Source organism: Pseudomonas sp. 14P_5.3_Bac1 (assembly GCF_025466135.1).
Classification (GTDB): domain Bacteria; phylum Pseudomonadota; class Gammaproteobacteria; order Pseudomonadales; family Pseudomonadaceae; genus Aquipseudomonas.
In genome coordinates, this window is sequence record NZ_JANLOF010000091.1 from 224,585 (window position 1) to 250,444 (window position 25,860).

The window sequence follows — 25,860 nt, forward strand, 5'->3', positions numbered from 1 at the left end:
GGTCAGGCCCTCAGAAGCTGCGTGGCAGTTCGAGCAAATGCTCGGCCACGTAGGACAGGATCAGGTTGGTGGAGATCGGCGCCACTTGGTACAGGCGGGTTTCGCGGAATTTGCGCTCCACGTCGTACTCGCAGGCAAACCCGAAACCGCCGTGGGTTTGCAGGCAGGCGTTGGCCGCTTCCCAGGACGCCTTGGCTGCCAGGTACTTGGCCATGTTGGCGCTGGCCCCGGCATTCTGGCCGCTGTCGTACTCCGCGCACGCGCGCCAGCGCATCAGGTCTGCCGCTTCGATCTCGATGTGCGCTTCGGCAATCGGGAACTGCACGCCCTGGTTCTGCCCGATAGGCCGGCCAAATACCACGCGGTCGCGGGCATAGGCGCTGGCCTTTTCGATAAACCAGCGGCCGTCGCCGATGCATTCGGCGGCAATCAGCGTGCGCTCGGCATTCAGGCCGTCGAGGATGTATTTGAAGCCCTTGCCCTCCTCGCCGATCAAGCTGCCCTTGGGCAGCTCCAGGTTGTCGAAGAACAGCTCGTTGGTTTCGTGGTTGACCATGTTGGCGATGGGCTGCACGGTCAGGCCGTTGCCGATGGCTTCGCGCAGGTCCACCAGGAAGATCGACATGCCCTCGGACTTTTTCTTCACCTCGGCCAGTGGCGTGGTGCGCGCCAGCAGGATCATCAGGTCGGAATGCTGCACGCGTGAGATCCAGACTTTCTGGCCATTGATCACGTATTTGTCGCCGCGCTGAATCGCGGTGGTCTTGATCTTGGTGGTGTCGGTGCCGGTGGTGGGCTCGGTGACACCCATCGATTGCAGACGCAGTTCGCCGCTGGCGAGCTTGGGCAGGTAGAAGCTTTTCTGCGCGTCGCTGCCATGGCGCAGCAAGGTGAACATGTTGTACATCTGGCCGTGAACCGTGCCGGAATTGCCGCCGCAGCGGTTCACCTCCTCAAGAATCACCGAGGCTTCAGCCAGGCCCAGGCCGGAGCCGCCGTATTCTTCCGGGATCATCGCCGACAGCCAGCCGGCGTCGGTCAGCGCTTTGACGAAGGCTTCGGGGAAGCCTTTTTGTTCGTCGATCCTGCGCCAGTAAGCGGCATCGAATTCGGCGCACAGGGCGCGCACGCCTTCGCGGATGGCATTGAGTTCTTCGTTGTCATTGGGGTTCATTAACGGCTCTCCGCCTGTTGTTCTGGTTTATTCGAAATGCAGTTCGGCTGTTTGCGCCACGCCCTCGGCATTGCCGGCCCACAACTGCGCCACGCCGGGTGCCGTCACGCGTCCGCTCAGTGCAAACGGTTGCGGCGCGATCAACGGGCGCACGCCGCGATAGGCCAACCGGCGCAGGGTGGCTTGCGGATGGGCGCGGCAAAACGCGCGCAGGCTCAAGGTGGCGATCAACGGCCCATGCACCACCAGGCCCGAGTAGCCTTCGGTGCCGGTGACATAGGGGTAGTCGTAATGGATGCGGTGGCCGTTGAAGGTCACGGCGCTGTAGCGAAACAGCAGGGTTGGCGTGGGCAGGACGGTCTCCTGCCATTCACCCTGGGCCAGTGCCTCGCCGCTGCCCTGCTTGGGTGGCGTGGGTTCGCGGTAGACAATGTCCTGTTCTTCGCGAATCGCCAGGCGACCGCCCTGGGAATAGTCATGGCGCACGGTGACAAACAGCAGCGAACCGGTGCGGCCGGTCTTTTCTTCGACCTGAGTGATGGTCGATTCGCGGGTGGCCACCTCACCGGCGCGCAAGGCGTGCAGGAACTCGATGCGCCCACCGGCCCACATGCGATTGCGGTTGTCCGCCGGTGGCAGGAAGCCGCCACGCGCCGGGTGGCCGTCGGTGCCCAGGGCCGATTCGGGCAGCGGGTCTTGAAAAAAACACCACTGCCACAACGGTGGAACGGCCTCGCCATCCTGGGGCACCGCTTCGCCGAAGGTCGCGGCAATACGCTTGAGCAGGTTGTGGCTCAGGTGGTCGTGGGCGGTTTCACTTCGGCCGATCCAATCGGTGGCGCTCATCGGGTACACATCCTCTGGCAGTGGTGGTCTGCCCCGGATCATGCAAGCGCCTGCCCGTTCTGAGAATTTGCATTTCAATAAACCAGCGTTCGGTTATGCTGAACGCCGCTTGTCACACCTCCAATCCACTGTGGGAGCTGGCTTGCCTGCGATGGCGTTGCGTCAGGTTGCACATGCATCGCCCGATCCACCGCTATCGCAGGCAAGCCAGCTCCCACAATTGATCTTCACCGTTGCCGAATAGGTGTTCTGCATGCACTTCGATCTCGCCGACCTGCGCCTGTTTATCCATATCGCCGAATCCCCCAGCCTGACCCAAGGCGCGAAACGCGCGTTTCTCTCGCCCGCTGCCGCCAGTGCGCGGATCAAGGCGCTGGAAGGCCAGCTCGACACGCGCCTGCTGTACCGCGACAGCCGGGGCGTGGAGATCACCCCGGCGGGCGAACGCTTGCTGCACCATGCGCGGCTGATCATGCGCCAGGTGGATTACCTCAAGAGCGAGTTCACCCAATACGGCGTGGATTCGGCCGGGCATATCCGCATCTTCGCCAACACCACGGCGGTCACCGAGTTTTTGCCGGAGGTGCTGGCGGGCTTTCTGTCCCAGCGTCCCGGCGTGACCGTCGACCTGCAAGAGCGCCTGTCGCGCGATATCGTGCGCGGTGTGCTCGATGGCACCAGCGACATGGGCATCATCGCCGGGCCGGTTGAAGCGGCAGGTTTGCAGGTGCTGCATTTCAGCACCGATGAACTGGTGCTGATGGTGCCGGTCGGCCACCCCTTGGCCGACCAGCCGTCGGTGACGCTGGAACAAACCCTTGCCTACCAACATATCGGCCTGCACGAAGGCAGCACGTTGTTAACCTTTTTGCGCGAGCACGTGGAACGGCTCGGCAAGCATTTGTCGCTGCGTATCCAGGTGTCGAGCTTTGAGGCGATCTGCCGGATGGTCGAGGCTGGCGTGGGCATCGGCATCATTCCCGAGTCTGCGGCTGTGCGGCACAGCCGGACCATGCAGTTGGTGGCGGTCAAACTGGATGAACCCTGGGCCATTCGCGAGCGCAGTATTCTGGTGCGCGAACTGGAAGCACTGCCGGGCACCATTCGGGCGCTGATTGCTACCTTGATGCCGCAAAGCGCCTAAGCTGAACAGTCACCTTGCCAGAGGAGACTGCCATGCAACTCGAAGGATCCTGCCATTGCGGCGCCGTAACGTTCAGTCTGACCAGCCAGCACCCGTATCCCTACCAGCGCTGCTACTGCTCGATCTGCCGCAAAACCCAAGGCGGCGGCGGTTATGCGATCAACCTTGCCGGCGATACGCAAAGCCTGAAGGTCCAGGGGCGTAAACAGATTTCGATCTACCACGCCAGGCTCAAGCCCGAGGGCGCCAGGCGTGCACATGCGAGCACCGCCGAACGGCATTTCTGCTCGCAATGCGGCAGCGCACTGTGGCTGTTCAGCCCGCAGTGGCCGGAGCTGATTCATCCATTCGCCTCAGCCATCGACACGCCGTTGCCGGTGCCGCCGGAACACACGCACTTGATGCTCGGCTCCAGGGCGCCCTGGGTTGAAGTCAGCGTGCGCAAAGGCGACCTGCAGTTCGACGAATACCCCGAAGAATCCATCGCCCAATGGCATGAGCGCCTCGGGTTGAGCCGTTAACAGTCTTTGACCGTTTCCCGACAAAGCGCCCAAAGATTGTTGGCCCGCGCAGCCCTAGCATTCGAAGTGCATCAGGTAGATGGTCAAAGGTGGGAGCTGGCTTGCCTGCGATGGCATCGACTCGGTTTCACTGGTACACCGAGGTGCCTGCATCGCAGGCAAGCCAGCTCCCACAGAAAAGCAAAGCCGTGCGGTGCTGACAGCTGAACGCGGTCAACCTGTGGGAGCGGGCTTGCTCGCGAAAGCGGTATGTCAGTGACACATGAGCTGACTGAACCACCGCCTTCGCGAGCAAGCCCGCTCCCACAGTTGGATCTCAGTGCATCAGGTAGATGGGTGTGCTGCTCGTTTGTACTCGGTCAAATGTGGGAGCTGGCAAGGCCTTTCCCACATGGGCATTGCTGAATCCACGCCAAGCCTTACTCGGCATACGCCCAGGTCATTCGAAACGACGCTCCGCCCCACTCCGAATCCAGCACTTCCACGTGTCCGCCATGCCACTGGCTGACCCGTTTTACCAAGGCCAGGCCCAGGCCGAAGCCGCCTGTGCGGCGGTCGCGGCTGGCGTCGAGGCGCAGGAAGGGTTCGAAGATCTTTGCCCGCCCGTCCATCGGCACACCGGGGCCGTCGTCATTGACGCGCACTTCGTAACCGCTGCCAAAACTGATCAACGACACTTCGACACGGCGCTCGGCGTAGCGAATGGCGTTGCGCAGCAGATTGATCACGGCACGCGCCATAAAGCGCGGTTCGATTTGGATAAAGTCGACCTCACAGGTACGCAGCGACAGCTGCACACCCGCCGCCTCAGCCTCCAGGGCCACGCTGCCGATCACGCTGTCGAGCCAACTGTGAGCCTCAATGTTTTCACGGGTAACCTGGGTGGCGCCGCGCTCCAGGCTGGCGTAGGTCAACAGTTCGGAAACCATTTCCTCCAGTTCGCCCAGGTCGGCGTACATGTCGGCGATCAGCTCACGGCTCTGGCGCGGGTCGGCCTGTTGTCTGAGTTGATCAAGCTCGAACGACAAGCGCGCAATCGGCGTGCGCAGTTCGTGGGAAACGGCGTTGGTCAGTTCGCGCTGGTTGGCGATCAGGCTTTCGATGCGCTCGGCCATCTGGTTGAAGTGCCCGGCCAGCTCACGCACGGTGGAACGGCGCGGCAGCAGGATGCGCGACGCCAGGTCGTTGTCACCAAAGCGTTGCGCGGCCAGCCGGATATGCTCCAGGTCGCGCCAGTGCGGACGAACCCAGAAATACAGGACGATGGCCAGGCACACACCGAGAAAACCATAGGCCCACAGGTACAGCCACTTGGGCTCTTCCGGCAGTTTGATTTCCAGCAGTTGCGGCCCGCCGTCGATATTGGTCAGGAACTCCATGAAATCCCCGCGCACCACCAGCAAGCCGTCGGCCAACAGCTGCTGTTCGCGCTCGGTCAGCGCCTGGGTGTCGCTCTGCACCAGCTTGAGGCGCAAACCATAATGAGGCTGCAGTTGGGCCAGGCGCGCCTGCCGGGCCTCGCCTTGCAAGGGCCGCAACTGCTCCACCAGGCCATAGGCCGGACCGCGCAGCGCATCGCGGTTATAGGTTTCGTTGGCCTCGGGCAGTAACTCGTCGAAGGTGTAGTTGACCAGCCAGATCGCGCCCGCCAACCCCAGCGCCAGGATCACATACAGGCGCAGAAACAGCCGCAGCATCTAAACCTCCCACGCAAATGGATTGAACAGATAGCCCTTGCCCCAGATGGTCTTGATGCACACCGGCTCACGCGGGTTGTCATTGAGTTTGCTGCGCAGTTTGCTGATGTACACGTCGACGCTGCGGTTCAGGCCATCGAAGGCAATGCCGCGCATGCGGTTAAGAATGTCGTCGCGCGAGAGGATCTTGCCCGCGCTGCTGGCCAGCAGCCAAAGCAGTTCGAATTCCATGGTGGTGAGGTCGATCTTCTCACCGGCCAGGCTGACCACCCGGCAACTGCGGTCAATCGCCAGCCGGCCAAACTCCAGCGAGCCGCGCACGGTGGGTTCGGGCACCTGGCGACGTTGCAGCGCACGCAATCGCGCCAGCAGCACCGGAGGTTTTATGGGTTTGATGACGTAGTCGTCGGCACCGGACTCAAGGCCGAGGATATGGTCCAGGTCGTCTTCCTTGGCGGTCAGGATCACGATGGGCGTGTCGGACAGGTTACGAATCCCGCGACACACGTGCAGGCCGCTCTGGCCGGGCAGCATCAGGTCGAGCACGACGATTTTCGGCTTGAAGTCGAGAAACGCCGCCAAGGCTTCGTCACCGCGGTGCACCACCCGCACCTCGAAACCGTGTTGCGACAGGAAGTGCGCGATCAGCCCTGCCAGCTTTTCATCGTCCTCAACGAGCAAGACCTTGCCCAGACCCAGGTTTTCCATAAATTCTCAGTGTGGCTGCGCGGATTGAAGTGCGGGCATTATAGGTGGCAAGCTGCTCAACAGAAGCCGCTGGCCATCAGTGGCCGACCAAGCTTCATGCTTTTAAGAGTTTTTAACAAATAGCCTGCAATCTTTAACGCCATTCACAGGGAGTTGTATGCGCAAGGATTACCTGGCGTTCTTTGTTTCGCTGTTTCTGTCGCGGCTGGCGGACCAGATTCTGTTGTTTATCGTGCCACTGATCGTGTTCCAGACCACCCAGAGTGTGTCCTGGGCCGGCCTGGCGTTTTTTTTCGAGTCGCTGCCGCGTTACCTGGCCTTCCCGGTGTGTGGCGCGGTGTGCGACAAAATTTCACCCGTGCGCATCCTGCATATCAGCCAGGTTTACCGGGCGCTGGCCTGCGTGGTGGCCGTGGCCTTGTACGGCGTGTTCGACGGCATTTACTGGATCGTCATGCTCTCGGCGCTGTGCGGCGTGCTGACCACCCAGGGCATCATGGCGCGTGAAGTGTTGATGCCGCATATTTTCAAGCAGTACACCTACGCCAAGACCCTTTCCTATTCACAAATCGCCGACCAGAGTGGCCTGGTGCTCGGCCCGCTGCTGGCGGCGCTGATGCTAGAAGTGTGGGCCTGGCATTGGGTGGTGCTGGGGGTTGCCGGGCTGTTTGTGCTGGCGGACCTGGCCATGCTGCTGTGGCAGCGCACCAGCGCGGTGAGCCTGCCAACCTTCGAGCAGCACCGGGACATCTGGCTGCAACCGCTGCGCATTGCCTTCGGGCATATCCGCACGCTCGCCGAATTGAAGCGGATCATCACCCTGGCGGTGGGCGTGAACCTGATTATTGGCGTGACGCTGGCCACGTCGGCGGCGATGGTCACCGGCCACTATGGCGCCGGCAAGGATACGTACGCCCTGCTGCAAGCTGCGGGCGCGGTGGTGACGATCGGGATTCTGTTTTACCTGGCGCGCGCAACCTTGCCGTTGAAGGTACTGGGCGGCCTGTCGTATTCGATGATCGGCGTGGGCGCACTGATCACGGCCATCAGCCCCAGCGTATGGGCCTACACCTTTGGGTTCCTGCTGATCACCGGCTTCGACAAGATGTTTAACCTGTACCTACGCAGCACCCGTCAGCGCGTGATTCCGGTACAGGATTTTGGCAAAACCGTGGGCGTGATCACGCTGCTCAACAACCTGTCGCAGCCGTTGGCGGGTTTGTTGATTGGCGTGCTGGCGGCGCCGCTGGGCACACAAACGGTGATCCTGCTGCTGACCGGGATCACCGCACTGCTGGGCGTGGCCGTCGCCTCAGGCTGGCACGCCACTGTGAAAGCGGAACTCGATGTCGGGTGATTCGATTCACAACCGGAGGGTATAAGCTCACAACATTATTTAAGGTGAACAGTGCGCTTTTTTTGAAAAGCTTCAAGACTGCGTATCAGCTTCGGCGCCAAAGTGTTCCGGGAACCGGCCCAAATAAGCCATTGATGCAGTGATAGCAAAAGAGAACATCGCTGCAAGAACAATCAAAACAGCATTTATAGGCCCGAACCATAGCCAGACATCCTGCTTGAAAGCGAGCCAAAAAACATACACGCCACAGGTGGTCACTAGAAAAATAGAGATAACCAGCCCTACTAAAAAAGCCTCTATTGCGACGCGACCTTGGGACGCATAAATTCCTTTGAACATTGAAAATAAGGTCATCGCAAAAAGCACCATTGCGGCCATCGGCAGCTCTGGGCTTGCCATAAACTTAGCGAATGACCCATTGAGCGAGTTGCCTACTGCATAAAGGACAAAAGGTAAAAGCACGAAAAGTACTTCGACGCCTGCGCCACGATAAAGCCACACCGCTTCTACTGAGCGTCTTTTAGGCGTTCCAAACAACATTCCAAGTATGGTGGGCACCAAACATACAAGCAGAACGGTAGTGCTCCAAAATGAAGGCTCAGACAACCACTGCAGCATAACTTCTTCCATTAAGGTGAACGCCTCCATCTATAAACATCAAAATTACACGGCGCGCCATAGCGCGGTGGCCGGGAGCGGCTCGCGTTTGAGTACAATTAGTGGATAAATAAAATTTAAAACGATGCCAGCGCGACTAGGAATACATTCGATTAGATCGCTGGCACGCCACTGTGAAAGCGGAACTCGATGTCGGGTGATTCGATCAGCGCCTGCTCGGTCGCCCTGACCCGCTCGATCACTTGGGCGATGTCTTTGGCGTCGCCGTACTGGTAGGCCAGTTTCAAATAACCCTGGAAGTGCCGCGCCTCGCTTTTGAGCAAACCGAAATAGAACTTGCCGAGTTCTTCGTCCAAATGCGGCACCAGTGCTTCGAAACGCTCGCAACTGCGCGCTTCAATGAAGGCGCCGACCACCAGGGTGTCCACCAGTTTGACCGGTTCATGGCTGCGCACCACTTTGCGCAAACCCGAGGCATAACGGCCGGCGTGCAGTTGGCGCAGCTCGACTTTGCGCTTTTTGATCAGGCGCATGACTTGCTCGTGGTGCACCAGCTCTTCGCGCGCCAGGCGCGACATCATATTGATCAGGTCAACATGCGCGTGGTACTTGGCAATCAGGCTCAAGGCGGTGCTGGCGGCTTTGAATTCGCAGTTCTTGTGGTCGATCAGCAGGGTTGCCTGATCGGCCAAGGCAGCCTGGACCCAGGCGTCGGGGGTGCGGCAGCCGAGGAATTCGTGGATTTCGGGCAGGTTCATCGGGCTCACGGGCAAATAGATCACAAAAGGGCGCCGATTATACCGACCCCGCCGCAGACCACCAGCCACTGGCTTTGATGTGCATCAACATGACGTCTGGCGGGCAGCAACTATAGTTGTGCAAGGCCCCTTTTTTGCGTCTCTGGAGATCCGTCCATGCAAGCTATCCGCAGCATCCTGGTGGTCATCGAGCCCGAGCACTCGGAAAGCCTGGCGCTCAAGCGCGCCAAGCTGATCGCCGGGGTCACCGGCGCGCACCTGCATTTGCTGGTCTGCGACAAGAAACACGAGCATTCGGCGCTGCTGAGCCTGCTCAAGTCCGGCCTGCATGAAGACGGCTACAGCGTGACCACCGAGCAGGCGTGGAATGAGAGCCTGCATGAAACCATCATCGATGTGCAGCAAGCCGAGGGCTGTGGGCTGGTGATCAAGCAGCACTTCGCCGACAGCCCGCTGAAAAAGGCCTTGTTGACGCCGGCCGACTGGAAGCTGCTGCGCTATTGCCCAACGCCTGTGCTGCTGGTGAAAACCTCGACGCCGTGGGCCGACAAGGTGGTGCTGGCGGCAATCGATGTGGGCAACCACGACAGTGAACATCTGGCGCTGCACAACACCATCATTGATCACGGCTTCGAAATTGCGAGCCTGGCCAAGGCGCAATTGCACGTGATCAGCGCCCATCCCTCGCCGATGCTGTCGGCCAGTGACCCGACGTTTCAGCTCAAGGAAACCATCGAGGCGCGCTATCGCGAGCAGTGCAAGGCGTTCCAGGCCGAGTTCGATATCGACGACACCCATCTGCACATCGAAGAAGGCCCGGCGGATGTGCTGATTCCCCATGCGGCGCATAAGTGGCAGGCGGCGGTGACAATTATCGGCACCGTGGCGCGCACGGGGATTTCCGGGGCGCTTATTGGCAATACGGCGGAAGTGGTGCTGGATGCGGTGGAAAGCGATGTGCTGGTGCTCAAGCCGCAGGAACTGATGGATCACCTGGAAGAACTGGCGACCAGGGCCTGACCCATACCCTTCAGGCAACCAAGATCATGGTGGGAGCTGGCTTGCCTGCGATAGCGGTAGATCAGACAACGGTGTATCGACTGACAGGTCGCCATCGCAGGCAAGCCAGCTCCCACATTGCCCGCTACCGTCAGTGCCCCAACGCGTCTTTCAGGAACCCCGGGGCGATATAGCGCTGGTAGTGCGCCTCCGAGAGGATAAAAAACTCCCGATCAATCGCATCGCGCAGCTCCGGCAACGCCCAGTCGCGAAACTCTGGCAGCAGCACCATGCCATAGGCTTCCAGGTTGGAAATCACCCGCGCGCCACGGGCGATCAATTGATAGGCCCAACAGTACTCGGACTGGTGCGGCACAAAGCGAATCTTGCGCTGCTCCAACTGCCCGCGCAGCATCTTGGGGTCGAACACTTCGAGTTTACCGGCCATCACCTGCACCAGCAGTTGCTCGAGCCGCAGCCATACCGCGCGTTTTTCTTCCTCGTTGTAGCCATTCCACAGGATCACTTCGTGGTGGAAGCGCTTGCAGCCACGGCACACGAGGTCGCCGTAAACCGTGGAGCACAGGCCGACGCAGGGGGTCTTGATGGTTTGGTTGGGCATAGGCAACGACACACAAATCCGCGAAACAATGCCGCATGTTAGCCCTTTGTCTAAGGTTGATCACCCAGCAAACTTGGTTAGGCAACTTACCTTTAGATTTTTTTTGCCGTAGAATCATCCGGCCTTGTAAGGCGCCAATAATCCGCTGGAAGCTGTTTTCAAAGCGTCACGAGCACAGTCGTTCCTTCAGAACGGTGTTGGCGATGGTTATTACCCGGTAGGTAAATGCCAGCGCCAACCCTCATCAGCTCCGTTCTGCAGGCGTAAAACTTTGAAAGCAGCTTCTGTGAGGAATGCCGGCAGCGCTGGCTTTGCGGCCCAAAAAGCCCCCGAGCGCATGCGTGCCGTTCATTTCTGGATGAGCGTCCCGTGGGACCACTGATGAGGGTAATAACTGTGCTTGAAGCCTACCGCAAACATATCGAAGAGCGTGCAGCACTGGGTATCGTTCCCCAGCCGCTTAACGCCGAACAAACCGCAGGCCTGGTCGAGCTGCTGAAAAATCCCCCGGCTGGCGAAGAAGAATTCCTCGTTGACCTGATCACCAACCGCATTCCACCAGGCGTTGACGAAGCTGCCTACGTCAAGGCCGGTTTCCTGTCTGCCCTGGCCAAGGGCGAAGCCACTTCTCCCCTGATCGACAAAAAACGCGCGGTTGAACTGCTTGGCACCATGCAAGGCGGCTACAACATCGTGACGTTGGTCGAGCTGCTGGACGACGCCGAGTTGGCGCCTGTCGCTGCCGCCCAGCTCAAGCACACCCTGCTGATGTTCGATGCGTTCCACGACGTGGCTGAAAAAGCCAAGAACGGCAACGAGCACGCCAAAGCCGTGCTGCAATCCTGGGCTGACGGCGAGTGGTTCAAGAACCGCCCTACCCTGGCCGACAAGATCAGCCTGCGCGTGTTCAAGGTCACCGGCGAAACCAACACCGACGACCTGTCCCCTGCCCCGGACGCCTGGTCCCGCCCTGACATCCCGCTGCACGCCCTGGCCATGCTGAAAATGGCTCGCGAAGGCATCGTGCCGGACGAGCAAGGCAAGACCGGCCCGATGAAGCAGATCGAAGAGATGCGCGGCCAAGGCTTCCCGATCGCCTACGTCGGTGACGTGGTCGGTACCGGTTCGTCGCGTAAATCGGCGACCAACTCCGTACTGTGGTTCTTCGGCGACGACGTTCCTTACGTGCCGAACAAGCGCGCTGGCGGCTTCTGCTTCGGCAGCAAAATCGCTCCCATCTTCTACAACACCATGGAAGATGCCGGCGCACTGCCAATCGAATTCGACGTCACCAACATGAACATGGGCGACGTGATCGACCTGTACCCGCATGCTGGCAAAGTCTGCAAACACGGCACCGATGAAGTCCTGACCACCTTCGAAATGAAGACGCCGGTGCTGTTGGACGAAGTCCGTGCCGGCGGCCGTATCCCGCTGATCATCGGCCGTGGCCTGACCGAGAAGGCACGTGCCGAACTCGGCCTGCCGCCTTCGACCCTGTTCAAGCTGCCGGAAGCGCCGGCTGAAAGCGACAAGGGCTTCACCCTGGCGCAAAAAATGGTCGGTCGCGCCTGCGGTCTGGCAGAAGGCAAAGGCGTTCGTCCTGGCACCTACTGCGAACCGAAGATGACCACCGTGGGCTCCCAGGACACCACCGGTCCCATGACCCGTGATGAACTCAAAGACCTGGCGTGCCTGGGCTTCTCGACCGATCTGGTGATGCAGTCGTTCTGCCACACCGCGGCTTACCCCAAGCCGATCGACGTGACCACCCACCACACCCTGCCTGACTTCATCATGACCCGTGGCGGTGTATCGCTGCGTCCAGGCGACGGCATCATCCACAGCTGGCTGAACCGCATGCTGCTGCCGGACACCGTCGGCACCGGTGGCGACTCCCACACCCGCTTCCCGATGGGCATCTCGTTCCCGGCCGGTTCCGGTCTGGTCGCGTTCGCCGCAGCCACCGGCGTCATGCCGCTGGACATGCCGGAATCGATCCTGGTGCGCTTCAAAGGCAAAATGCAACCAGGCATCACCCTGCGTGACCTGGTTCACGCCATTCCTTACTACGCGATCCAGGCTGGCCTGTTGACCGTAGAGAAGAAAGGCAAGAAGAACGCCTTCTCCGGCCGCATCCTGGAGATCGAAGGCCTGAACGACCTGACGCTGGAACAGGCTTTCGAGCTGTCCGACGCCTCGGCCGAACGTTCGGCTGCCGGTTGCACCATCAAGCTGTCGAAAGACTCCGTCACCGAGTACCTGAACTCCAACATCACCCTGCTGCGCTGGATGATCGGCGAAGGCTACGGCGATGCACGTACCCTGGAACGTCGCGCCCAAGCGATGGAAGCCTGGGTTGCCAACCCTGAGCTGATGGAAGCCGATGCCGACGCGGAATACGCCGAAATCATCGAAATCGACCTGGCTGAAATCAACGAGCCGATCCTCTGCGCACCCAACGACCCGGACGATGCCCGTCTGTTGTCCAGCGTTGCCGGCGAGAAGATCGACGAAGTGTTCATCGGTTCGTGCATGACCAACATCGGTCACTTCCGCGCGGCCGGTAAGTTGCTGGAACAGGTCAAGGGTCAGCTGCCAACCCGTCTGTGGCTGTCGCCGCCGACCAAGATGGACGCTCACCAACTGACCGAAGAAGGCTACTACGGCATCTACGGCAAGGCTGGCGCGCGCATGGAAATGCCGGGCTGCTCGCTGTGCATGGGTAACCAGGCACGCGTAGAACCGAACTCGACCGTTGTGTCGACCTCGACCCGTAACTTCCCGAACCGTCTGGGTGATGGTGCCAACGTCTACCTGGCCTCGGCTGAGCTGGCGGCAGTGGCCTCCACGCTGGGTCGCCTGCCGACCGTCGAAGAGTACATGGTCTACGCGGCCAAACTGGACACCATGGCCAGTGACGTTTACCGCTACCTGAACTTCGACCAGATCGCCGAGTTCCGCAAAATCGCAGCAAGCGCCAACATCCCGGTGATTCAAGCCTAAGGTGTGTTGACATAAAGGACGCCGCGTATCGCAAGGTACGCGGCGTTTTTTTATGCCTGGAATACAACCTCGACACCACCACAAAATACCTGTGGGAGCTGGCTTGCCTGCGATAGCTGTCCGTCAGTTGATGCATCTTTGGCTGATCTACCGCTATCGCAGGCAAGCCAGCTCCCACAGTTGACGTGTTCCACACTCAGGACTGGTGCCGCAGCGCCAACTGCACCGCACCGTCAACGCTTAAGCCACTGAGCAAGACCTGTGGCGCAAGCGCCTCCGGCAAGGCTTGCAGCACGTCCAACGCCTCATGCCGCACGCGCGCCAGCACCAAGCGCTTGCCCTCCCCGCGCACCTGCGCGAAAAACGCCGCCAGCGCTTCGATACTGGTGCCATCCAGATCCGGAGATTCTTCCAGGCTCAGCACCACCGCCTCCACCGGCGACTGGCGCATCAAGCGCAATGCCGCACCCAGAATGCGTTCGGCATTGGCAAAAAACAGCGCCTCGCTGGGCCGCACGATCAACAGGCCCGGCACTTCCACTGCATCGGCGTGGTGTTGACGATCGACAAAATCATGGCTGTCACCCAAGCGCCCCAGCACCTGGATATCAGCCGATGACATCTGGCGCAGCATCAGCACCACGCTGATCGCTACCGACACCAGCAAGCCATCCAGCACGCCTAGCACCAGCACTGCCGCCACGGCACAGATCACCAGCAGACGATCGCGCCGCCAGAAAAAGTAACGCCCCAGCGGCTGCAGGCTCAAACCACGGCCCAACGCGTAGATGACGATGGCGGCAAGCACCGGTTCCGGGGTCAGCGCGACATAGGGCAGCACGGTCAGCACGATCAACAGCACCACCAGAGCGGCAACGATTCCGGCCAGGCGTGAACCGGCACCGGCGGCCTCATTGGCCGAGGTTGCGGAATAGCCGGCACCGGCCGGCATGCCGTGAAACAGCCCGGAGATCAGGTTGGCCGCACCCAGCGCAAGCAAGTCGCGGTTGGATGTCACGCGGTCGCCGTGCTTAAGCGCGAACGAGCTGATAGAGCCATAGGACTCCGCATACAGGATCATGACCAAGGCAAACGCCAGCTCACCCAGGCGCAGCCAATCGGCGAATGGCAGCACCGGCAAATGCCCGAACTCCAAGCGCAAGTCGATCAGACCGATCAACGCCACACCATGGGCCTGTAAATCCAGGTACTGCCCGGCAACAATGCCCAGGATCACCACCAGCAGCCCGCCCGGCAGGCGCGGAATACGCGCGCACAACCAAAGCACTCCCAACGCAATCGCCGCGACCAGCGCAGCCGGCCAGTTCCACCGGGGCAGTTGCTCCATCAGTTGCGGCAGGAAGCGGATCAAGTTGTTGTCGGTCAAGTGCACACCGACCACGTTGGCCAGCTGCTTGAGAATGATGGTCAGCGCCAGGCCGAAGGCAAACCCGCGCAACACCGGTTTAGCGATAAAGGAAGTAACACCGCCAAGCTTGAACAGCCCGGCCAGCAGGAACAACACCCCGGTGCTCAACACCAACCCGAACGCCAGCGCCAGCCTCAGCGCCGAGTCACCGCCCGCCAGGCTGGCGGTGGCGGCGGCCAGTACTGCTGCCGAAGACGAGGTGGCCGAGACAATCGCAAAGCGGCTGGTGCCGAACAGGCCGTAACACACCAGCCCGGCAAACAGCGCAATCACCCCGGCCTGGGGCGGCAGCGCGGCGATGCTGGCATAAGCCACAGCCTCCGGCAGCAGCAATCCGGCAATGGATAACCCGGCGAGTAGGTCCTGGGTACGACTGGACGACGTCACATCAATTGCAGTTTTCAATCAGCCCATCCTGGCAAATAAAACCTGCGTCAGCTTAGCCTCCATTGCCCGTCAGCGGTTGAGCCAGGACAGGGTTTCCAGGCACAAAAAAGCCGATTCACGCAATGCGCGAATCGGCCTTGGGGTGTACAGCTCGGTGTCAGGACAGCAGCGAGTAAACCAACGCGGTAATCGCGACCAGACCAACTGCGGTAACAAACACGTTGGACGCCTGCCCGCGGTACTTGGCCATGGCCGGTACCTTGCGGATCGCATACATCGGCATCAGGAACAGGATCGACGCGATGATCGGGCCGCCCAGCGTCTCGATCATGCCGAGAATGCTCGGGTTCAGCGTGGCGACGAGCCAGCACACCACCAGCATGAAGGCGGCGGTCATGCGGTCCAGGGACTTGGCCGCCGGGCGGCGACCGGTCTTGAGCACCAGACCCTTGAGGCCTTCGCTGGCGCCGATGTAGTGGCCCAGGAACGACTTGGCAATCGCCACGAATGCAATCAACGGCGCGGCGAAGGCGATGGTCGGGTTGTCGAAGTGGTTGGCCAGGTACGACAGGATCGACAGGTTCTGTGCTTTCGCTTCGGCCAGCTGCGCCGGCGTCAGGGTCAGTACACAGCTGAACACGAAGAACAGCACCATCACCACCATCAACAGGTGTGCGCGGCACAGGATCTGCGAGCTGCGCTCATCCGCGTTGGCGCCGTACTGGCGCTTCTGGTCCACCGCAAAGGCCGAGATGATCGGCGAATGGTTGAACGAGAACACCATCACCGGAATCGCCAGCCACAACGTGTTGAGCAACGCCGACGGCGCCGGGACTTCACGGGCGGTGCTGAGAATGCCGCCGGTCCAGTGCGGGATCAGGTACACGGCCAGAAACAGCAACGCGACGATAAACGGATACACCATCAGGCTCATGGCCTTGACGATCACCTGCTCGCCGCACCGCACCACGGCCAACAGGCCGAGGATCAGCACAAATGCCAGGATCGCGCGCGGCGGCGGCATGATGTGCAGCTGGTGCTCCATGAAGCTGCTGACGGTGTTGGTCAGGGCCACGCTGTAGATCAGCAGGATCGGGAAGATGGCGAAGAAGTACAGCAAAGTGATCAGTGCGCCGGCCTTGAGACCGAAATGCTCTTCGACCACGTCGGTAATGTCGGAACCTTCACGGCCGGACAGGACGAAACGGGTCAGGCCACGGTGGGCAAAGAACGTCATCGGGAATGCCAGCAACGCCAGGATCACCAGCGGCCAGAAGCCCCCGAGGCCCGCGTTGATAGGCAAAAACAAAGTACCGGCGCCGATGGCGGTGCCGAACAGCCCGAGCATCCAGGTGGTGTCCTGGCGGCTCCAGCCTGTGAGGGTTGCAGGTGTCGTTGCATAGCGTTCGTCGACGCTATTGGCCTGATCATTCATCCGGTCGGATCTCCGCATTTCCACAGCCGGGACGAGTCAGAAAAACCTGACAGGCAGCGCCCCGACCATAACAAGCGCGCGATTGTCCGGGATTCTCCTGAATAAGCAAAGACTTAGCTGAGGAACGGTGCCCCAATGCAGATCAGTCGAGATCGCTGCAGGCAGCGGTTCCAGAGGGCTGCAGCAGCGTCGAAGTAATACATGCCCAAACAAATCTATTTTGGAATCGCGGGCTTTGCTGTACTTTTCAGGCAACGCCCGCCTTTATTCTGAGAGCCCCGCCATGCCTCGCGTGTCCCGCAAACAAGCCGAACTCAACCGTGAAATCATCGTCGAGGCTGCCACGCACCTGTTTCGTGAGCGCGGGCTGCACGGCATCAGCCTGGCGGACGTGATGGCCGCCGCCGGCCTGACCCACGGCGGTTTCTACGGGCACTTTGCTTCCAAGGAAGCCTTGGCCACCGAGGCTTGCCAGCAGGCATTTGAGCATTCGAACCAGGGCTGGCAGGAAAAAATCGAGCGCAGTGAAGACCCGCAATCGGCATGCGAGACCATCTTGCGCCACTATTTTTCGGCCACCCACCGCGACAATCCCGGCGACGGCTGCCCGATATCGGCCTTTACCCCGGACATGTGCCATGAGCCCGCCAACACGCAATTACAGCGTACCTTCATCGCCGGTGTTGAACGGTCGCTGGAAATCTTTGCGCAGTTGCAGGCTCAAGACCGTCAGGCCATGCTGGCCAACTACGCGATGATGATCGGCGCCGTCACCCTCGCTCGTGCGACACGCGGCAGTAGCCTGTCAGACGAATTCCTGGAGGCTGCACGAAATACGCTGCTACCCGAGGCGAAATCGGACGCGCCCGTTGACAGCCCTGCGCCCGTCCCAGCATGATCGGGCCCATGAAGCCTATTGCGCTGCACCTCACCCGCACCACCACCACGACCGCTTATGGCGGGTCGTGTGGTGGCTGTGGGTGCTTGAACTAAAACACCCCGGATTCAACCCAAGGCCCCGCCAGCAATGGACGGGGCCTTTTTATTGCCCCGCCATCTGGCCACTGCAAGGAGCAAGACCATGGCAAACGCCCTGCTGATCATCGATATGCAAAACGGCTTGTACGACGGGCCCGACAAGCCTTTCGAGCGCGAACGGGTGCTGGGCACCATCAATCAACTCATTCAACGCGCGCGCAGCGCCCACGCGCCGATCTTCGTGGCCCAACACACCGGTCCCTCAGGCTCCCCGATAGAAGCCGGCAGCCCGTTGTGGCAGTTGTGGCCGGGCCTGCAGGTCGACGCCGCTCGCGACCATGTCTTCAACAAGACCCGCCCCAGCTGTTTTCTGGGAACTGATCTGGCGCAGCAACTGGCGGCGGCGCAGGTCGATGAACTGGTGATTGTGGGGATGAAAACCCAGTTCTGCATCGACACTACCTGCCGAGTCGCAGTCGAACTTGGGTTTTCGGTGACATTGCCCGAGGACGGCCATACCTGCATGAACACCAACGCGTTGCCTGCCGAGGCGATCATCGAGCATCACAACGAAACCCTGGCCGGGGCGTTTGTGAAACGGGTGAAAGCGCACAGCATCGCGTTCTAACGGCGTCTATGCGGGATTTTTCTGGCGGAACAAAACGTTCTGTCTTACAAATCCCGCATACTCACTCTTCAAACCCTTCAGGAAGCGCCTTCCGATGTCCACCACTGTTCTGGTCCTGGTTGAAACCATCAACGAATACCTGCAAATCATCGAGAGCAACGACTTTCACGTGATTCTGGCGCCGACGCCGGCCGAACGCGCCCAGGCAATCAAGGCACATGGCGGGCAGATCAAGGCCGTGCTCACCCGTGGCCCGCTGGGGCTGTATGCGGAGGAAATCGCCGCATTGCCCTTGCTCGAGATCATCTGCGTGATCGGTGCCGGTTACGAGCATGTGGACCTGCAGGCGGCGAGCAATCGCGGGATCGTCGTCACCAACGGCGCCGGGGTGAATGCGCCGTCGGTGGCCGACCACGCCATGGCGTTGCTGCTGTCGCTGGTGCGCGGCGTCCCCCAGACCGACGCGGCCGTGCGGCGCGGCGAATGGCCGAAGGTGATGCGCCCGTCCCTGGGCGGCAAGCAGCTGGGGATTCTCGGGCTCGGCGCGGTTGGCATGGAGATCGCCAGGCGCGCGGCGCTCGGGTTCGGCATGGAGGTGAGTTATCACAACCGCCAGCCCCGCGATGACGTGGACTACACCTATTGCGCCACCGCCGTTGAGCTGGCGCGCACCTCGGACTTCCTGATTCTGGCCACGCCCGGCGGTGCAAGCACCCGTCACCTGATTGATCGCCACGCCCTGGATGCGCTGGGGCCGAACGGCTACCTGGTGAACATCGGACGCGGCAGCGTGGTAGTCACGGCAGACCTGGTGGCTGCTCTTGAGCAACGGCGTATCGGCGGCGCGGCGCTGGATGTGTTCGACGACGAGCCCAAAGTGCCGGACGCTCTCAAGCGCCTGAGCAATACCGTACTCACCTCCCACGTGGCCGGCCTGTCTCCCGAAGCCGCCCACGATACGGTGCAGCGTGTGGCCGACAACCTGGTGGAATACTTTGCCGGCCGCCCAGTGCTTACACCGGTGACGCTGCCGCCACGCAACTAGTAGCGAATAGCCAGTGCCGACGTAAAACCTGACTACACTGCTTTGCGGGGATGCTCAGGACGTCGGTGCATGACCGGCGAAGGAACGCAGAATGTTTGGCCATGGACTCGGCCCGGCCCGCCAGCGCGGCGCCATCGGTTTGATCGGCGCGGTGACCCTTGGGATTGCGCTGTTGTTTCTATTGCTGGTGGTCGACAGCGGCCGTTTGTACCTGGAGAAGCGCAAGTTACAGCGGGTGGTCGACACAGCGGCGCTCGAAGCGGTCAGCCGCGGCGGCACGTGCGCGGCGCCCACTAACAATGCGGCCCAGTTTGCGACCCAAAGCGCAGCGCGCAACCACTTCACTGTCGACGACAATCGCACGCTGGCCGTTGCCTGCGGCACCCTGACCACCGGTGCCGACTTCATGCGCACCTTCAGCGCCGACCCTGCCAAAACCGAGGCCATCCGGGTCATCGCCACCCACCGTGTGCACACCAGCCTCGCCCATGGCTTACTCACGCTGTTCTCGGCTCAACCCCTCAACATGATGACGCTCTTGAGCGCCACTGCGGTCGCCGCCGCGCCAACCCCAACGGTGGCGTCACTCACCGTGCGCAGCACCTTGTTGACCGTCGACAGCACCAAGTCCGTGGCCCTCAACGCCTTGATCGGCGGCTTGCTGGGCGGCAAGTTGCAGCTCGACGCGGTGGGCTGGAACGGTTTGATCAACACCGATATCAGTTTGCTCAAGTACTTGGATGCCCTGGCGATCCGCTTGAACGTCAGCGCCGGCAATTACGATCAGTTGCTCAAGACCGACGCCACCGTCGGCCAACTGGTCCAGGCCGCCATCGACGTGCTCAAGCTCGGTGGCGATGCGGTCACGCTCGTCATCAACAACCTCGAAGCCATCAAGCTGATTGCGCCGGGCACGCAAATCCTGCACTTGGGCGACCTGATCAACATCCAGAACGGCACGGACAAAAGTGCACTGGATGTGAAACTGCAGCTGTTCAACCTGATCCAGGGCCTTGTGCAGTTGTCGAACAAGGCCAGCGCCGTTGCCGTTGAGCTGCCGGTGGATGTGCTGGGGCTGCTCGGCGTCACCGTCTCGACCAAAGTGATCGAGCCTGGGCAACTCTCAAGCATCGGCGACCCGAAGAACATCGCCACGCAGCCCATTTATGTGCGAACCGCGCAAGTGCGCACCTTGATTTCGGTCAAGCTGCCGATCGTCACGCTGGTCAATAACGCGCTGGGGGGCGTGGTGCAGGCGTTGAATGAAGTACTGAGCGGCTTGTTGGGGCTGCTTGACCCCAATTGTTGCCTGGTCACCAGCCTTGAGATCGGCGACACACTCGACATTGCGCTGGAGGCCGCCGGTGGCAGCGCCAAGGTCACGGATTACAGTTGCGACAGTGGTAAAAAATCATTGTCGGTGCTTGGCGAAACCTCGGCCCTGCGCGCGATGATCGGCCAGGTTGACCCCAAAAACCTGTTTTCATCCACCCAAACGCTGCACGTCGACGAGTACCCGGTGGTGGATATCGGTACCAAGACCTGCAAGCGCGGCACCGGCGTCTGTAGCGACCGGCAAGCCTTCGCGGCAGGCGGGCTGGGCGTGCGCGTCGACAGCGATGTGGCCCGGACCGAACGCGCGCACACCTACACCAACCCGCCGGCGGTCAATCTGACCCCGACGTATTATCAATTCGCCGCCTCGAACGTCGTCAGCAGCCTCAAGGAAACACTCACCGGCATCCAACTGATCAACCACCCGCCAAAAATCGCCAGCCTGTTGGGCGCTGTGCTGGGCCTGGTCACGGGCCTGCTCAATGGCTTGCTTTCAATGCTTGGGGGCGTGATTGGCGGGGTACTCGGCCCGCTTCTCGATCCCATCGTCAATAACCTGCTCGCCGGCCTTGGCATTGACCTGGCAAAAGTCGAAATCGGTGCCAACCTGTCCTGCAACCCCGGTGGCCGGGCGATGCTGGTGATTTGAGCGCATCAGGCCCGCTGATCATCATCCAACACGCTAACCTATTAAGCCGCCCCGACCTTGTCGCTGGACGGCGGTGCGCATTAGATTAGCCAATAGTCCAAGGCCTTTAGAATAAGCAGAAGGGATAAGCATGGCGCTTAACGACCAATCGACCCAGATTCGCCCAGGCGAAGAACTTGATGCCAGCCTCATCGATCCCTACCTCAAGGCGCATATTGCGGGCCTGCACGGCGCGGTCAAGATCAGCCAGTTCCCCGGTGGCGCGTCCAACCTGACTTACTTGCTCGAATACCCGGACCGGGAATTCGTGCTGCGCCGCCCACCCTTTGGCCACAAGGCCAAGTCCGCCCACGACATGGGCCGCGAATACCGCATTCTCAACCAGTTGAAAGATGGCTTCCCGTACTGCCCCAAGGCCTATGTGCATTGCACCGATGAGTCGGTGATCGGCGCCGAGTTCTATGTGATGGAGCGCGTCAACGGCATCATCCTGCGCTCCGACCTGCCGTCCGAACTGGGCCTGGACGCCGCCAAGACCGAGGCGCTGTGCAAAAGCTTTATCGACAAGTTCGTCGAACTGCACCAGGTGGATTACGCCGCCTGCGGCCTGGCCGACCTGGGCAAGCCTGAAGGGTATGTAGAGCGTCAGATTCGCGGCTGGAGTGATCGCTACGAGAAAGCCCTGACCCCAGATGCCCCGAGCTGGGAGAAAGTGCGCGCCTGGCTCAACGACAAGATGCCGGCCGACCATCCGACCTCCAGCATCGTGCACAACGACTACCGCTTCGACAACGTGATCCTCGACCCGCAAAACCCGATGCAGATCATTGGCGTGCTGGACTGGGAACTCACCACCCTGGGCGACCCGCTGATGGACTTGGGCAACACCCTCGCCTACTGGATCGAAGCCGCCGACCCGGCACCGGTGCAACTGATGCGTCGCCAGCCAAGCAACGCCCCCGGCATGCTGACCCGCCGCCAGTTCGTCGATTATTACGCCGAGCGCTCGGGCCTACAGATCGACAATTTCGACTTCTACTACACCTATGGCCTGTTCCGCCTGGCCGGCATCGTGCAACAGATCTACTACCGCTTCTTCCACGGCCAGACCCAGGACAAACGCTTTGCGCAGTTCATCCACATGAACACGCTGCTGGAGCAAATGAGCCTGAACGTCATCGCCAAATCAGCCCTCTGACTGCAAGAACAAGGAACCCTTCATGTCCAAGACCCACCTGTTCGACCTCGACGGCAAGATTGCTTTTGTGTCCGGCGCCAGCCGCGGTATCGGTGAAGCCATCGCCAAGTTGCTGGCCCAGCAAGGCGCCCACGTGATCGTGTCCAGCCGCAAGCTGGAAGGCTGCCAGCACGTGGCGGATGCAATCATCGCCGACGGTGGCAAAGCCACGGCCGTGGCCTGCCACATTGGTGAAATGGAGCAGATCACCCAGGTGTTTGCCGGTATCCGTGAACAGTTCGGCCGCCTGGATATCCTGGTCAACAACGCCGCCACCAACCCGCAGTTCTGCAACGTGCTGGACACCGACCTCGGCGCCTTCCAGAAGACTGTGGACGTAAACATTCGCGGCTACTTCTTCATGTCGGTGGAAGCCGGCAAGCTGATGCGCGAGAACGGTGGCGGCAGCATCATCAACGTGGCGTCGATCAACGGCATTTCCCCTGGCGTGTTCCAGGGCATCTACTCGGTGACCAAGGCCGCTGTGATCAACATGACCAAAGTGTTCGCCAAGGAATGTGCAGCGTTCGGCATTCGTTGCAACGCCCTGCTGCCGGGCCTGACCGACACCAAGTTCGCCTCGGCGCTGGTGAAGAACGATTCGATCCTGAAAATGGCGCTGGCGCAGATCCCGCTCAAACGCGTGGCCGACCCGAGCGAAATGGCCGGCGCGGTGCTGTTTCTGGCCAGCGACGCCTCCAGCTACACCACCGGCGTGTCACTGAACGTGGACGGCGGTTTCCTGTCCTGATCAAGGGTTAGGCGGTTGCTGGCGAAAGCTCACCGCCAGGCGGTTCCAGCCACTGATGCTGGACACCGCCATGGTCAGGTCCACCAATTCCTGCTCGCTGAACTCCACGCGCACTGCCGTGTAGAGTTCATCCGAGACACTTGATGTCGGCAGCGTCGACACCGACTCGCTCCAGGCCAACGCGGCCTTTTCCCGCGCGCTGAAAAACGGCGAATCACGCCATACGCACAGCGCAAACAGGCGTCGCTCACTCTCACCCCGCTGGCGCGCTGCCATCGAATGCATATCGGTGCAAAACCCGCAGTGGTTGAGCTGCGAGACGCGGATCTTGATCAACTCCAGCAGCGGTTTTTCGATGGACAGTTCAAAGGTCGCCGCCTCCAGCATCAACATACCTTTAAGCGCTTGCGGTGAGGCGGTGTAGTAATCCAGACGGCGTTCCATGGGCGGTTCTCGGGCGGGCAAGTCAGTGTGCGCTAGCCTAGAGCCCCCGCTCCATAAGCCCTATAGCCAATCGGGCGGTTTATGCGCAGACCATTTTGAGCGCGCTGCGCGAGCGAGTAGTCTTGGCCCAGAGTGAATGCCTTGGGATGAAACATGGAACTGCACGTGGTGATCAACGGCCGCAAAGACCTGGCCGAACAGCTGTACCGGCAGTTGCGTGAAGCCATTGCGTCCGGACGCCTGGCGGTCGGCGCGCAACTGCCGCCCAGCCGCTTGTTGGCCGAGCAAATCGGCGTGTCGCGCAAAACCGTGTCCGACACCTACGCCACCCTGACGTACGAAGGCCTGCTGGTGGGCAAGACCGGCCGCGGCACTTTCGTCAACGCCCATACCGTGCAAACCGAGCGCGTGCAAACCGCCGCCGACCTGGCTTGTGCCGCCAACCTGGGCAAATGGGCGGCGCTGCCTTCGCCCATGCGCCATCCCACGCGCGACAGCACCCTGCGCTATGAATTTATCGGAGGCGCCACCACCCGCAATCAGTTCCCCCAGGATGAATGGCGGCGCTGTACCCAGGATGCGTTACGGCGTATCGCCCGAGACAGCGGCTTTTACAGTCAACCGGAAGGTTTGCCCGCGCTGCGCGAGGCCATCGCCGGGCACGTCGCGTTTTCGCGCGGGGTGAAATGCCGCGCCGACGACATCGTGGTCACCAATGGCGCGCAGCAGGCGCTGGACCTGATCGCCCGCGTGGTGCTCGAACCGGGCACCACCGTCGCCATGGAAGACCCCGGCTACAGCCCCGCGCGCCAGTTGTTCATGGCCATGGGCGCCCACGTTGCCGGCGTGCCGGTCGACGCGCAAGGCATTCAGATCGACCTGATCCCGGACGGCACACGGCTGATCTACGTGACCCCGTCCCACCAATTCCCTTTGGGCATGCCCATGAGCCTGGCGCGCCGCGAAGCCTTGCTGGCGCGCGCGTTCGAGCTGGGCGCGATCATCATTGAAGACGACTACGACAGCGAATTTCGCTACGAAGGCCGCCCCACCGATTCCCTGCAAAGCATGGACAGCCGTGGCGTGGTCACGTACGTCGGGACCTTTTCGAAAACCCTGCTGCCGGAGTTGCGCCTGGGCTATGCGGTGCTGCCGCCGGCCATTTACGGCGCGGTGCTCAAGGCCAAGCAACTGACCGACCAGCACAGCTCCACCCTGCCGCAATGGGCACTGGCCAAGTTCATCAGCGAAGGCTACTTGCTCAAGCACATTCGCCGCTGCCACACGGTGTACGCCGGGCGCCGCGAACGCATCCTGCAGCGCCTGGCAGGTGACTTGGCGCCCTGGTTTGAAGCGGTGCCCAGCGTGGCGGGGTTTCACATGGCGGCGCTGTGCAAGGTGCCGGTGGATATCCCGTTGCTGATGGAACTGGCGCGGCGCGTGGAAGTGGGCGTGTACCCGGTGGATGTGTTCTTCCATGACACCCCTGTGCGCCAAGGGTTGATCATCGGCTTCGGCGCCATCGAATTGCTCGACATCGACCCGGCGCTGGACCGGCTGCGCGATATTCTGCAGCAGATTGGCTAGCGGGTTTTCCCGCGCATTGGTCATTGGTCAGGTGCACTCGGCGGCGTAGGGTGAAGAGGTCTCGAACTTCTCGGAAACCTCATCATGAAACGACTGCTCGCTGCCACCCTGATGCTCGCCTCGCTCAGCGCCCTCGCCCACGAGCCGGTTTACAACCAGGAATCCATCAAGGTGCTGCAGGAACACGCCTTGACCAATGTGCCCGGCAAGAAAACCATCATGCTCACCGTCGATTACGCCCCCGGCCAGGCCACCGTGCCGCACAGCCACACCGGCACTGCCGTGGCGTATGTGCTGGAGGGTGAGATCACCTCGCGGGTCAACGATGAAAAGGCGATTACCTACAAGGTCGGTGAGTCGTTCTATGAAGCGGCCGGCTCGCGACACTTCGAATCAAGCAACGCCAGCCAGACCCAGCCGGCCAAGCTGCTGGTGGTGATGGTGCTGGATGACAAGGCTGAGGTGTTGACGCCGCTGCCGCAGTAATCTGCCCCACCACAAAACT

The 25,860-nt window shown here is 61.1% G+C and carries 23 protein-coding genes; 13 read left to right on the forward strand and 10 right to left on the reverse strand.

Translation table 11 applies throughout. From position 1 onward, the window contains the following. Positions 1–10: 10 nt before the first annotated feature. Both NTD89_RS29260 and NTD89_RS29265 read right to left on the reverse strand, forming a co-directional pair. The gene (locus NTD89_RS29260) at positions 11–1,174 is read right to left on the reverse strand and encodes an acyl-CoA dehydrogenase family protein (RefSeq protein WP_242198258.1); all 1,164 of its coding nucleotides are present in this window, start codon (positions 1,172–1,174) and stop codon (positions 11–13) included. Positions 1,175–1,201: 27 nt separating this feature from the next. Then, positions 1,202–2,020 carry a MaoC family dehydratase N-terminal domain-containing protein gene (locus NTD89_RS29265; protein WP_262211012.1) on the reverse strand — a complete coding sequence of 273 codons (819 nt, stop codon included), beginning with the start codon at positions 2,018–2,020 and terminating at the stop codon, positions 1,202–1,204. A 253-nt stretch (positions 2,021–2,273) separates the two neighbouring features. Between NTD89_RS29265 and NTD89_RS29270 the strand changes: the two genes are divergently transcribed. After that, complete coding sequence (locus tag NTD89_RS29270) at positions 2,274–3,164, forward strand: LysR family transcriptional regulator (RefSeq protein WP_145161196.1); 891 nt, start codon at positions 2,274–2,276, stop codon at positions 3,162–3,164. Between the two features lie 32 nt (positions 3,165–3,196). Continuing rightward, entirely contained in the window at positions 3,197–3,685 is a 489-nt protein-coding gene (locus NTD89_RS29275; protein ID WP_262211014.1) for a GFA family protein, read from the forward strand. Positions 3,686–4,104: 419 nt separating this feature from the next. Here the strand turns inward: NTD89_RS29275 and NTD89_RS29280 are convergent, their stop codons facing one another. Both NTD89_RS29280 and NTD89_RS29285 read right to left on the reverse strand, forming a co-directional pair. Continuing rightward, positions 4,105–5,382, reverse strand: a complete 1,278-nt coding sequence (locus NTD89_RS29280) for an ATP-binding protein (protein ID WP_262211015.1) — start codon at positions 5,380–5,382, stop codon at positions 4,105–4,107. Beyond that, complete coding sequence (locus NTD89_RS29285) at positions 5,383–6,090, reverse strand: winged helix-turn-helix domain-containing protein (protein WP_262211017.1); 708 nt, start codon at positions 6,088–6,090, stop codon at positions 5,383–5,385. A 157-nt stretch (positions 6,091–6,247) separates the two neighbouring features. On the opposite strand from NTD89_RS29285, the gene NTD89_RS29290 reads away from it, so the two are divergent. Next, complete coding sequence (locus NTD89_RS29290) at positions 6,248–7,447, forward strand: MFS transporter (protein WP_262211018.1); 1,200 nt, start codon at positions 6,248–6,250, stop codon at positions 7,445–7,447. 72 nt (positions 7,448–7,519) lie between these two features. Here NTD89_RS29290 and NTD89_RS29295 read toward each other — a convergent pair whose 3' ends face one another. Next, positions 7,520–8,077 carry a hypothetical protein gene (locus NTD89_RS29295; protein WP_262211020.1) on the reverse strand — a complete coding sequence of 186 codons (558 nt, stop codon included), beginning with the start codon at positions 8,075–8,077 and terminating at the stop codon, positions 7,520–7,522. Positions 8,078–8,217: 140 nt separating this feature from the next. Beyond that, positions 8,218–8,823, reverse strand: coding sequence for a tRNA-(ms[2]io[6]A)-hydroxylase (locus tag NTD89_RS29300; protein WP_262211022.1), 606 nt, complete (start codon positions 8,821–8,823; stop codon positions 8,218–8,220). A gap of 156 nt (positions 8,824–8,979) precedes the next feature. On the opposite strand from NTD89_RS29300, the gene NTD89_RS29305 reads away from it, so the two are divergent. Next, the gene (locus NTD89_RS29305; protein ID WP_262211024.1) at positions 8,980–9,843 is read left to right on the forward strand and encodes a universal stress protein; all 864 of its coding nucleotides are present in this window, start codon (positions 8,980–8,982) and stop codon (positions 9,841–9,843) included. Positions 9,844–9,973: 130 nt separating this feature from the next. Here NTD89_RS29305 and NTD89_RS29310 read toward each other — a convergent pair whose 3' ends face one another. Next, a complete protein-coding gene (locus NTD89_RS29310; RefSeq protein WP_262211026.1) occupies positions 9,974–10,444 on the reverse strand; it encodes a DUF1289 domain-containing protein in 471 nt (156 codons plus the stop codon). Between the two features lie 396 nt (positions 10,445–10,840). Here NTD89_RS29310 and acnB point away from each other — a divergent pair, with 396 nt between their 5' ends. Then, a complete protein-coding gene (gene acnB, locus NTD89_RS29315; protein WP_262211059.1) occupies positions 10,841–13,450 on the forward strand; it encodes a bifunctional aconitate hydratase 2/2-methylisocitrate dehydratase in 2,610 nt (869 codons plus the stop codon). A gap of 196 nt (positions 13,451–13,646) precedes the next feature. Here the strand turns inward: acnB and NTD89_RS29320 are convergent, their stop codons facing one another. Both NTD89_RS29320 and NTD89_RS29325 read right to left on the reverse strand, forming a co-directional pair. Further along, positions 13,647–15,284, reverse strand: a complete 1,638-nt coding sequence (locus NTD89_RS29320; RefSeq protein WP_262211028.1) for a SulP family inorganic anion transporter — start codon at positions 15,282–15,284, stop codon at positions 13,647–13,649. A 139-nt stretch (positions 15,285–15,423) separates the two neighbouring features. Beyond that, the gene (locus tag NTD89_RS29325) at positions 15,424–16,701 is read right to left on the reverse strand and encodes a serine/threonine transporter (protein WP_242198274.1); all 1,278 of its coding nucleotides are present in this window, start codon (positions 16,699–16,701) and stop codon (positions 15,424–15,426) included. A gap of 283 nt (positions 16,702–16,984) precedes the next feature. Here NTD89_RS29325 and NTD89_RS29330 point away from each other — a divergent pair, with 283 nt between their 5' ends. The 6 genes from NTD89_RS29330 to NTD89_RS29355 all read left to right on the forward strand — a co-directional run bounded on the left by NTD89_RS29330 (position 16,985) and on the right by NTD89_RS29355 (position 23,324). After that, positions 16,985–17,599 (forward strand): TetR/AcrR family transcriptional regulator, encoded by a 615-nt coding sequence (locus NTD89_RS29330; protein ID WP_262211031.1) that lies wholly within the window; start codon positions 16,985–16,987, stop codon positions 17,597–17,599. 183 nt (positions 17,600–17,782) lie between these two features. Further along, positions 17,783–18,307, forward strand: a complete 525-nt coding sequence (locus NTD89_RS29335) for a cysteine hydrolase family protein (RefSeq protein ID WP_262211033.1) — start codon at positions 17,783–17,785, stop codon at positions 18,305–18,307. Positions 18,308–18,401: 94 nt separating this feature from the next. After that, positions 18,402–19,352 (forward strand): 2-hydroxyacid dehydrogenase, encoded by a 951-nt coding sequence (locus tag NTD89_RS29340; RefSeq protein WP_242198283.1) that lies wholly within the window; start codon positions 18,402–18,404, stop codon positions 19,350–19,352. 91 nt (positions 19,353–19,443) lie between these two features. Beyond that, the gene (locus tag NTD89_RS29345) at positions 19,444–21,336 is read left to right on the forward strand and encodes a pilus assembly protein TadG-related protein (protein WP_262211035.1); all 1,893 of its coding nucleotides are present in this window, start codon (positions 19,444–19,446) and stop codon (positions 21,334–21,336) included. A gap of 130 nt (positions 21,337–21,466) precedes the next feature. After that, positions 21,467–22,534 (forward strand): phosphotransferase family protein, encoded by a 1,068-nt coding sequence (locus tag NTD89_RS29350; RefSeq protein WP_262211037.1) that lies wholly within the window; start codon positions 21,467–21,469, stop codon positions 22,532–22,534. A 22-nt stretch (positions 22,535–22,556) separates the two neighbouring features. Continuing rightward, entirely contained in the window at positions 22,557–23,324 is a 768-nt protein-coding gene (locus NTD89_RS29355) for an SDR family oxidoreductase (RefSeq protein WP_094952746.1), read from the forward strand. Here the strand turns inward: NTD89_RS29355 and NTD89_RS29360 are convergent, their stop codons facing one another. After that, positions 23,325–23,768, reverse strand: coding sequence for a carboxymuconolactone decarboxylase family protein (locus tag NTD89_RS29360; protein ID WP_262211040.1), 444 nt, complete (start codon positions 23,766–23,768; stop codon positions 23,325–23,327). A gap of 153 nt (positions 23,769–23,921) precedes the next feature. On the opposite strand from NTD89_RS29360, the gene NTD89_RS29365 reads away from it, so the two are divergent. Together NTD89_RS29365 and NTD89_RS29370 are read left to right on the forward strand one after the other, a co-directional pair. Then, entirely contained in the window at positions 23,922–25,355 is a 1,434-nt protein-coding gene (locus tag NTD89_RS29365; RefSeq protein ID WP_262211041.1) for a PLP-dependent aminotransferase family protein, read from the forward strand. 84 nt (positions 25,356–25,439) lie between these two features. Next, positions 25,440–25,841, forward strand: coding sequence for a cupin domain-containing protein (locus tag NTD89_RS29370; RefSeq protein ID WP_106580481.1), 402 nt, complete (start codon positions 25,440–25,442; stop codon positions 25,839–25,841). Positions 25,842–25,860 lie beyond the last annotated feature (19 nt).